The organism is uncultured Sphingorhabdus sp., assembly GCF_937872355.1.
GTDB lineage: Bacteria > Pseudomonadota > Alphaproteobacteria > Sphingomonadales > Sphingomonadaceae > Sphingorhabdus_B.
This window is the reverse complement of sequence record NZ_CALMSV010000183.1, coordinates 1-8,749: the sequence shown is the minus strand read 5'-3', so window position 1 is coordinate 8,749 and position 8,749 is coordinate 1. Positions and strand designations below refer to the sequence as shown.

At 58.3% G+C, this 8,749-nt stretch carries 10 protein-coding genes; 3 read left to right on the top strand and 7 right to left on the bottom strand.

Annotated features, from left to right (window positions below; translation table 11 throughout):
- The 3 genes from Q0239_RS12315 to dcd form a co-directional block, all read right to left on the bottom strand.
- Window positions 1-681, bottom strand: a 681-nt coding sequence (locus Q0239_RS12315) for a hypothetical protein (RefSeq protein WP_298603320.1), incomplete at its 3' end; no start/stop codon positions are given.
- 76 nt (window positions 682-757) lie between these two features.
- Window positions 758-1,933, bottom strand: coding sequence for an acyl-CoA dehydrogenase family protein (locus Q0239_RS12310; RefSeq protein ID WP_298603318.1), 1,176 nt, complete (start codon window positions 1,931-1,933; stop codon window positions 758-760).
- An 87-nt stretch (window positions 1,934-2,020) separates the two neighbouring features.
- Window positions 2,021-2,575 carry a dCTP deaminase gene (gene dcd, locus Q0239_RS12305; RefSeq protein ID WP_115549989.1) on the bottom strand — a complete coding sequence of 185 codons (555 nt, stop codon included), beginning with the start codon at window positions 2,573-2,575 and terminating at the stop codon, window positions 2,021-2,023.
- A gap of 138 nt (window positions 2,576-2,713) precedes the next feature.
- Here dcd and Q0239_RS12300 point away from each other — a divergent pair, with 138 nt between their 5' ends.
- Complete coding sequence (locus Q0239_RS12300) at window positions 2,714-3,256, top strand: hypothetical protein (RefSeq protein WP_298603315.1); 543 nt, start codon at window positions 2,714-2,716, stop codon at window positions 3,254-3,256.
- A 4-nt stretch (window positions 3,257-3,260) separates the two neighbouring features.
- Here Q0239_RS12300 and Q0239_RS12295 read toward each other — a convergent pair whose 3' ends face one another.
- Genes Q0239_RS12295 through Q0239_RS12285 form a run of 3 tightly spaced genes read right to left on the bottom strand, consistent with a single transcriptional unit; the run spans window position 3,261 to window position 4,894 of the window.
- Entirely contained in the window at window positions 3,261-3,701 is a 441-nt protein-coding gene (locus Q0239_RS12295) for a cytidine deaminase (RefSeq protein ID WP_298603312.1), read from the bottom strand.
- Window positions 3,698-4,384, bottom strand: coding sequence for a GH25 family lysozyme (locus tag Q0239_RS12290; RefSeq protein ID WP_298603309.1), 687 nt, complete (start codon window positions 4,382-4,384; stop codon window positions 3,698-3,700). Before Q0239_RS12290 ends, Q0239_RS12295 begins: the two co-directional genes overlap by 4 nt.
- Before the next feature lie 27 nt (window positions 4,385-4,411).
- The gene (locus Q0239_RS12285) at window positions 4,412-4,894 is read right to left on the bottom strand and encodes a UPF0262 family protein (RefSeq protein WP_298603305.1); all 483 of its coding nucleotides are present in this window, start codon (window positions 4,892-4,894) and stop codon (window positions 4,412-4,414) included.
- Window positions 4,895-5,018: 124 nt separating this feature from the next.
- Between Q0239_RS12285 and Q0239_RS12280 the strand changes: the two genes are divergently transcribed.
- On the top strand, window positions 5,019-6,524 hold the full coding sequence (locus tag Q0239_RS12280; RefSeq protein WP_298603322.1) for a replicative DNA helicase: 1,506 nt from the start codon (window positions 5,019-5,021) through the stop codon (window positions 6,522-6,524).
- Window positions 6,521-6,979, top strand: coding sequence for a DUF3224 domain-containing protein (locus tag Q0239_RS12275; RefSeq protein WP_298603302.1), 459 nt, complete (start codon window positions 6,521-6,523; stop codon window positions 6,977-6,979). The genes Q0239_RS12280 and Q0239_RS12275 overlap by 4 nt, the downstream gene beginning before the upstream one ends.
- Here Q0239_RS12275 and ubiG read toward each other — a convergent pair.
- A complete protein-coding gene (ubiG, locus tag Q0239_RS12270; RefSeq protein WP_298603299.1) occupies window positions 6,961-7,716 on the bottom strand; it encodes a bifunctional 2-polyprenyl-6-hydroxyphenol methylase/3-demethylubiquinol 3-O-methyltransferase UbiG in 756 nt (251 codons plus the stop codon). The two genes, Q0239_RS12275 and ubiG, sit on opposite strands and share 19 nt — an antisense overlap.
- Window positions 7,717-8,749: the final 1,033 nt, after the last annotated feature.

The following is an 8,749-nucleotide window of genomic DNA, read 5'->3' as shown; positions in this document are numbered from 1 at the left end:
TGGCCCATCAACGATCGCCGGGTCGCCGTTGTAGAGGACGGTTACCGGCACCTTGCGCGCAACAAATCCGGCATAGGCCTTGCCCGCCAGCACCGAATTGGCCTTGGGATCCATCTTGCACCATGCGACGAGGTTGACGGTAACATCCATGTCAAATGCCTGGGTTTCGCGCAGATATTCGGCGGCTGTGTTGCCCTTCGCGACGTAGGCCTTGAGCTTCTGTTCATAATCTCGCGCTGGATTGAAGGTCAGATCTATCGCTGCATCGGTGTCACGGCGCGAAACATTGAGTTGCACCTCCAGCGACACATCGGCATCGCTTCGGCCCGCTACATTGGTCTGCTTAGCCGTTTTGCCCCAGCTGTTGACGACCATCATGTCGTTATTGTGCAAAAAGCCTTTGCCAATAATCGCCTGTACCGCTGTTAACCGCGCGCCCTGCTTGCAAAAAACCTGTCCGGTGACTGTGAAGCGCGGATTGTTGCCGGTCACCACAAGATCTCGCTTCGACGCAATCTTGGAGGATGACATATTCTTAAGCCCCAGCGAGCCGGGCGATATCGGTTTGGTGATCGAAACGCTGCCGACCGTGAAACCGAAATGGGTTTCATCGGCCGCGCTGGCGGCGAGCGGCGTTGCAAATATGGTAAGCGCCAAAGTGGCGGTCAGTTTTCTGTTCATGGGGACTCTCCTCCCGTTCAATAAGATTAGAGTGTCACTCCAGAACTGAATGCGCAATGAATGATTTTTTACATGTTCAGAAATTATATTGCCGGCTCGCCAGATCGAACATGATCTCTTCCGATCCGCCGCCGATCGCCATCACGCGCACTTCGCGGTAGATGCGCTCGACGCGGCAGCCACGCATGAAACTGGCGCCGCCGAGGATCTGGCAGGCTTCGCGTGCGCAGAATTCCATCGTGCGCGTCGCCTGCACCTTGAGCAGCGCAAAATCGCCGGGGAAGGCTTTACCCTCGCGCACACTCCACGCGCACTGGTCGATCCAGGCTTGGGTGGAATTGATCTGGCGCAGCATATCGGCAAGCTTGTGGCGGATCGCCTGATTGCGGATCAGCGGCTTTCCGAACACCTCGCGCTGCTGTGCCCAATCGAGTGCATCTTCAAAACAGACGCGCGCATAGGCCGCTGCCTGTTGTGCCATGCCCAAACGTTCACCGTTGAAGTTGCGCATGATGCCCATGAAACCGCCATTTTCGGGGCCAATCAAATTTTCCGCAGGCACCTCAACATTGTCAAAGTGCAGCGTCGCGGTGTCCGAGGCATGCCAGCCCATTTTAGCGAGCGGGGTGCGGCTGAACCCCGGCCGGTCGGTTTCAATGAGCAGCAGCGAAACACCCCCCATTCCAGGCCCGCCAGTGCGCACTGCCGTCGTCACATAATCGGCGCGCATGCCGCTGGTGATATAGGTCTTGCTACCGTTGACGATGTAGCTCGCGCCCTTTCGTTCAGCCTTGGTCTTCAGGTTTGCTACGTCGGCCCCCCCGGCCGGCTCGGTGACGCCCAGCGAGATGCTCTTTCCGCCCGCCAATACTGCTGGCGCAATGCGCTGCTTCATCTCCTCGCTGCCCATGGCGAGGATTGGCGGAAGGCCGATACCATGCGTCATCAGCGAGGCGGGAATACCGCCTGCACCGGGGCGGCACATTTCCTCGCTCTGCACCAGCGAATGGAAGATATCGAAACCGTTACTGCCTGTCCCGCCAAACTCGGCAGGGTAACCAAGGCCCAAAATGCCGGCCTCGGCAGCTTTCTTGTGCAGACTGCGCGGGAGTTCCCCTGCCGCTTCCCAGGCATCGACATTGGGCAGGATTTCTCGCTCGACAAAGCGGCGGACGGTATCGCACACCGCCTCATGGCTTTCGTCATAATAAGGCGAACGGGCGCGCCATTGATCGAAAAGGGGGGATGTCATCGGGCCTCTCCTGCGTGAGCATTTAACTCATGTTTAATCGTTCGATTAAAATGAGCAAGGCGGGAAGTGAAACGCAGGTCAGCAGATTCAGAGCCGCGGTAAAGTCACACCCTTCTGCCCCATATATTTGCCTGCACGGTCGGCGTAGCTGGTCTCGCAAGGCTCATTGCCCTGCAGGAACAGGAACTGGCACGCGCCCTCATTGGCATAGATTTTCGCGGGCAGCGGGGTGGTGTTCGAAAATTCCAGTGTAACATGTCCTTCCCAGCCGGGTTCGAGCGGGGTGACGTTCACGATGATACCGCAACGGGCATAGGTGCTCTTACCCAAACAGATGACGAGCACGTCGCGCGGCACGCGGAAATATTCGACGGTGCGGGCAAGCGCAAAACTGTTCGGCGGGATGATGCAGACATCAGTTTCGCGGTCGACAAAGCTCTTTGGGTCGAACTCTTTGGGATCGACCACGCTCGAATCGACATTGGTGAAAATCTTGAATTCGGGCGCGACGCGGGCATCATAGCCATAAGAAGAGAGGCCATAGCTGATGCAGCCATCGCGGCGCTGCGCCTCTACGAACGGCTCGATCATCCCGTTTTCGAGCGCCTGTTGCCTGATCCACTTGTCTGAAAGAATTGCCATGAAGACTCCCCGTTATCGGTAACCGCTTTTGCCGGTTTGGCGGAGTAGCGCAAGAGGCACCAGTACTATCGCGACACTCGACGGCGGTCAGGTTCTGGGGCAATCATCAAAATCTGCTTTGACAGGATATTGATGACAGTGCGTAAAATTCTTCAACTTCTGCCGTTCCTAGTCCTGACCGCTCCAGCAACGGCACAATATGGTGAAGTTTTAAACTGGGAAAAGCAGGCCGAGACGGCGTGCAACGCCTATGATTTCAACGGCTTCTTCGAAGCTTTTCTGCGTTCGGACAAGGTACGCGCAAAATATAGCGCCAAAGAGATCTACAAGGTAAGAAACGGTGTGCCTGAGCCAGTGGCAGCGTCAGCCTATAGCGACTTCCCTTTGGGCATGCTCGACTATAGCTGGGTAACGGCAGAGTCGGTTCGCAAGAATGCAGCTGGTCTGCCCCCGCCTTATGAATATGTCGAACTTGAGATCAACGTTGCGAGTGATCGCCGCGCACGCGTCGATTGGGTCCGTATGGGCTATAAAAACGGTAGCCCTGACGAGGGTGGTGAAGGCGACGATCGGACCGGCGCCTATGGGCAGCCGGGCTATTTGCTCTTCTATCCAACCGAAGCGTGCTGGGAACTGGTTCAGGACACGCAGGGCGGAGATGCACCTGGGCCGATGCAGTGATTTGCTATTTCAGGCTTGCAGGGCCGAAACCAAAGGGTAGCAGCTCCGAAAGCAAATGCGTTTCATAGCCGCTGGCATGCGCGCAATGTACGGGTAGATCGATGGCGACCTCGTCTGCCACCTCCTTGATCACCTGGCGGCATCGACCACAGGGTGTGATGGGATCCGAGCCAATGACTGCTCCGCCTTCGGATGATTTTGGACCACCGGCGACCGCGATCGCCACAATCTGCCGCATCTGACCATCGCTGTTCGCTTTCGCAATGGCGACGGTTTCGGCACATAAAGTCATGCCATAGCTGGCATTTTCAAAATTGGCACCGGTGACAATCTGCCCGTCATCCAGCAATAGCGCGGCACCGACATGAAAATTCGAATAAGGCGCATAGGCGTTATGCGCGGCATCGATCGCGGCACGGACCAGTTTTTCGTTCATATCGCTCATTGCCGCACCACCACCCATTGCACCGGTTCATCGACCCCATCGATACGGCGCTGCGGGTTGGCTGTCCACATCACCCACGGCCGTGCAGCATAATCGGGCAACAGCCAGGTCTTTTCGAGCCAGACCGTGCGGTCGATCGAACTGCTCAGCCGATACTGTTTTTCGAAATCCTGACTAATCTTGAGAATGGCCGGTTTGCCGAGATGCGCTTCGATCTGCGACAGGAAGGTTGCAACTTCCGACAACACCAGTGCCCGATCGGGCTTGCTGGTACATTTTTTCGAAAAGCCAAACTCCACCGCGGCCGGCAGTGCAGCCGCGCTACGCGGAACGGTGGTGATGAATAGGGTTGCCTGGTCGCTTGCGAGGCGACACAGATCATATCGATGCAAGGGCCCGAAGCGCACACCGGCTTCGCCAGCGCCCGCCACATTGTCGGCAAAATGTGCGTCGCGGTCCTTTGAACCTTCAGTGGCAACTACATAGGCAAAATCGACACCGGTGGCTGCCAACATCGGCCAGTCGAGTTTGCCGTGAGATGCATCTACAACGATACCTTGCACCGGATAATCGTCACGCGAGGGTGCCCATCCGAGAATGGCGCGCCAGGCGAGAAAAGCGCCTGCCAGCAGCACGAGTGCGATCGCACCCAAACGCCAAAGCCTGAATTTCCCGCTGGCCATCGCTGTCCTCTAATCCTGCCTGATAGACTATTGCTTGATGTGCAGGACGCAGATCAATGTGAATAATCGCCGCGCTGTCGCAAAATCGACCTCGATCTTGCCTTCCAGTCGCTCGATCAAAAGCTCCGCTGCGCTGTTGTGCACCCCGCGCCGCGCCATGTCGATAGTCTCGATCTCGGCTGCAGTCGCCTTGCGGATCGCCTGATAATAGCTGTCGCAGATGGCGAAATATTCGCGCACCGGCCGTTGAAACCGGCCCAACCCTAGAATGAGAGTTTCGTGCGGGCTGCCATCCTCGCGCGTGATATCAAGCACCAGCCGTCCCTCGGTAACGCTCAGTTTCAGACGGTAAGGCCCCGCATAGCCATCCCCCATTTCGCGCAGCGGCTTGAAATAATTCTCTTCGATCAAATCGAAAATGGCGACCCGCCGTTCCTGCTCGATATCGGCGTTGCGACGCAAAATAGTCGCTTCGTCGAGCTCGACGGATATGATGCGCGGGTCGGACATATGTGTCCTCTAACCGATGCGACGGCAGGGGCAAGAGCCGTCGGGTAAATTGTCCACAGGCCTGTCCCCGAAACTATTTTTGCAGCGCCTTGCGCCAGCCTATCTGATGAACGATAGCAACTCGATGGCCGAACCGATCCGCCTTGCCGCCGTCAATGATGGTGAAGAACAGCGCCTGCCGCGCAATGTTGAGGCAGAGGCGGCGTTCTTGGGCGCGTTGATGATCGATAATCGTATCATCGAGGATGTTTCGATCAAGCTGCGGCCCGAGCATTTCTTCGAGCCGCTCCACGGTCGTATTTTCGACCAGATTCTGCGCCTCATTGATCGCAACATGCTGGTGACACCGGTGACGCTGAAGCCGCTGTTCGAAAGCGACCCGACGATGCAGGAGTTGGGTGGCCCCGGCTATCTCGTCAAACTGACAGCTGATGGCGCAGGCCTAATCGGCGCGCGCGATTTCGCGCAACAGATTTACGATCTCGCGTTGCTGCGTGAATTGGTCAGCGTCGGGCGCGGACTTGTCGAAGGCGCGCTTGACACTAGTGAAGCCGTCGATCCCAAGCTGCAAATCGAGCAGGCAGAGGCGCAGCTTTACAAGGTAGCTGAGGGCGAAGGCGAAACCGGAAGCATGAAGAGCTTCCTTGCCGCGTCGACCGAGGCGATCAAGAATGTCGAAAAGGCGCTGAACAGCGGCGGCCATCTGTCAGGCGTGACCACCGGGCTCGATAGCATCAACGCCAAATGCGGCGGTCTGCATAATTCGGACCTTATCATCCTCGCCGGGCGTCCGGGCATGGGCAAGACCTCGCTTGCCACCAATATCGCCTTCAACGCGGCGCAGCGCTGGCTGCGCGACCGTGAGGATGGAATCCCCGAGGAAAAGAGCGTCGGCGCAAAGACCGCCTTTTTCAGCCTTGAAATGTCCGCCGACCAGTTGGCGACGCGTATTCTAGCCGAGCAGTCGGGCATCTCTTCCGAAGCGCTGCGCATGGGCAAGATCAGCCGCGACGATTTCCGCGAATTGTCGCGCGCCAGCCGCGAGTTGCAGGAACTGCCGCTCTATATCGACGATACGCCAGCGCTGACCATCGCGGGACTACGCACCCGCGCGCGCCGTTTGCAGCGCAAGCATGGCATCGGCCTGATCGTTATCGACTACCTCCAGTTGCTGCAGGGGAGCGGCCGAAGCAGCGACAACCGCGTCAACGAAATCTCCGAAATTTCGCGCGGGTTGAAGACGCTGGCGAAGGAATTGCAGGTTCCTGTCATCGCGCTCTCGCAGCTTAGCCGTGCGGTCGAGCAGCGCGAAGACAAGCGCCCGCAACTATCGGATCTGCGCGAATCCGGATCGATAGAGCAGGACGCTGACATGGTCTGGTTCGTCTTCCGTGAGGATTATTATGTAGCAGCGCGCGAACCAAAGCATGGCAGCGACGACGATGTGAAGGCCACCGAGGAATATGAAAAGTGGCGGCAGGAAATGGAGCGCGTCTTCGGCATCGCCGAACTGATCGTCGCCAAGCAGCGCCATGGCTCCACCGGTAAGGTCCGTATGAAATTTGAGGCCAAGATTACGCGATTCAGCGACTTGGCCGACGACAGTTATGTCGATCAGGGGTATGAATGAAGGCGCTGTTCGCCGCCGTTGGCCTTATACTGGCTACAGCTGTCCCGGCAGAATCGATCAAGGAGCCTTTCATGTTTCACGCGGCTGGCGAATTTGAAGTCACCCTGAAAACCGTTTCGGCGGCCGATGAAGCGTCCATGCGGATGTCGATCGACAAGCAGTTCCATGGCGATCTGGACGCGACAAGTGTTGGCCAGATGATGGCGGGCGGCAACGAAGCCAATGGCGCGCGGGTCTATGTTGCGCTGGAAACGGTGACGGGCAAGCTGAAGGGACGCAGCGGAAGCTTCATCCTCGCGCATCGCGGGACGATGTCACCCGGCGGACAGGCGCTATCAGTGATCATCGTTCCTGATAGCGGCACCGAAGAGCTGAAAGGCATCGCCGGATCCCTCGATATCGACATTCGCGAGGGCAAGCATTTCTATTCTATGGATTATACTCTGCCCGAGTGACGCGCCGCCAAAATATAGTTGAGCGCCTTGTTTGAACTGAGATGCAATCCGGACAGTGGTGAGAAGGCAATGCCTTCCATCGCAATGACCTCTAACCCAGCATCCGCCAGCAATGGCATCAATTCCTCGGGCGTCAGGAACTTGTCCCAGTCATGCGTGCCGCGCGGCACCTGCCCCAGACGCTCGGCGGCCTCGACGAGGAACAGCTTGGAGGCAGCCGTCCGGTTGGGCGTTGAAAGGATCATCAAGCCTTCAGGCTTCAACCGCGCCGCCAGTTCAGCCACAAAGGCTGCCGGATCGGTGACATGCTCGATCACTTCCATCGACGTCACAACATCGAACTGGTCGAGGTTTTGGGCCGCAAGCTCTCCCGCGCGATAGTCAATCGACAGCCCCGATTGCTCCGCATGCACGGTTGCCGCCGCAATATTCTCCGCAGCTGCATCGACTCCAGTCACTGCCGCGCCCAACCTTGCCAAAGGCTCGCACAACAGCCCTGCCCCACAGCCGACATCGAGCGCAGCCTTGCCGGACAGCGGCTTCATCGCGGTTTCCTCGGTACCGAAATGCCGGTCGATCTGCCGCCGGATAAAACCCAAGCGCACAGGATTGAGCTTGTGCAGCATCGCGCTCGATCCTTTGGGATCCCACCAGTCCGCCGCCAGCGCACCAAAATGCGCCGCCTCATTTGGGTCTATGGTAGTTTTTCTGTTCGCAGCTTGGCTTGCCTTTGTCATTTCCTGTCCCTATCAGCGCCGCTGTTTGTAATATAGCCCTTTCACGCAAGGTTCCTATGGCCCGGATAGTCATGAAATTTGGCGGCACCTCAATGGCGGGGACCGAGCGGATTCGCCGCGTGGCGCAGATTGTGAAGCGCCAAGCCGAAAAGGGAGACGAAGTCGCCGTGGTCGTCTCGGCCATGTCGGGCGAAACCGACCGGCTGGGGGGCTTTTGCCGCGAAGCCAATCCGCTTTACGATCCGGCCGAATATGACGTGGGCGTCGCATCGGGCGAACAGGGTACGGCGGGCCTTCTTGCCATCACGCTGCAGGCACTGGGCTGCAAGGCGCGCAGTTGGCTGGGCTGGCAATTGCCGATCCACACCGACGATGCCCATGCCAAGGCGCGCATCGGCACGATCGACAGCGAAGCCCTGCTCGCCTCGATGGCCGAAGGTACGATTGCCGTAATACCTGGTTTCCAGGGGCTGACCGACGACAACCGCATCACGACGTTGGGCCGGGGCGGTTCGGATGCATCGGTTGTCGCGGTTGTTTTTTTTAATGATACGGCGACCACCGAGATCTACACCGATGTCGATGGCGTCTACACCACCGACCCGCGCATCGTCAGCCGCGCCCGCAAGCTGAAGGCAGTCACCTACGAGGAAATGCTCGAGCTGGCCTCGGTCGGCTCCAAGGTGTTGCAGACCCGCTCGGTCGGGCTGGCGATGAAGGAAGGCGTGCGCGTGCAGGTGCTCAGCTCCTTCATCGACGAAAACGCCCCCAGCGCAGACACTATCCCCGGCACGATGATCGTGACCGACGAAGAATTGGAGAATGCCCAAGTGGAACGCCAGCTGATCACCGGCATCGCCGCCGACAAGAATGAGGCGAAGATCACCCTGACCCGCGTGCCCGACCGCCCCGGTGCAGTGAGCCATATCTTCGCTCCGCTCGCGGAATCGAACATCAACGTCGACATGCTCATCCAGAATGTCGGCCGCGACAAGGGCCGGACCGACGGGACCTTCACGGTGCCGCAGGCCGA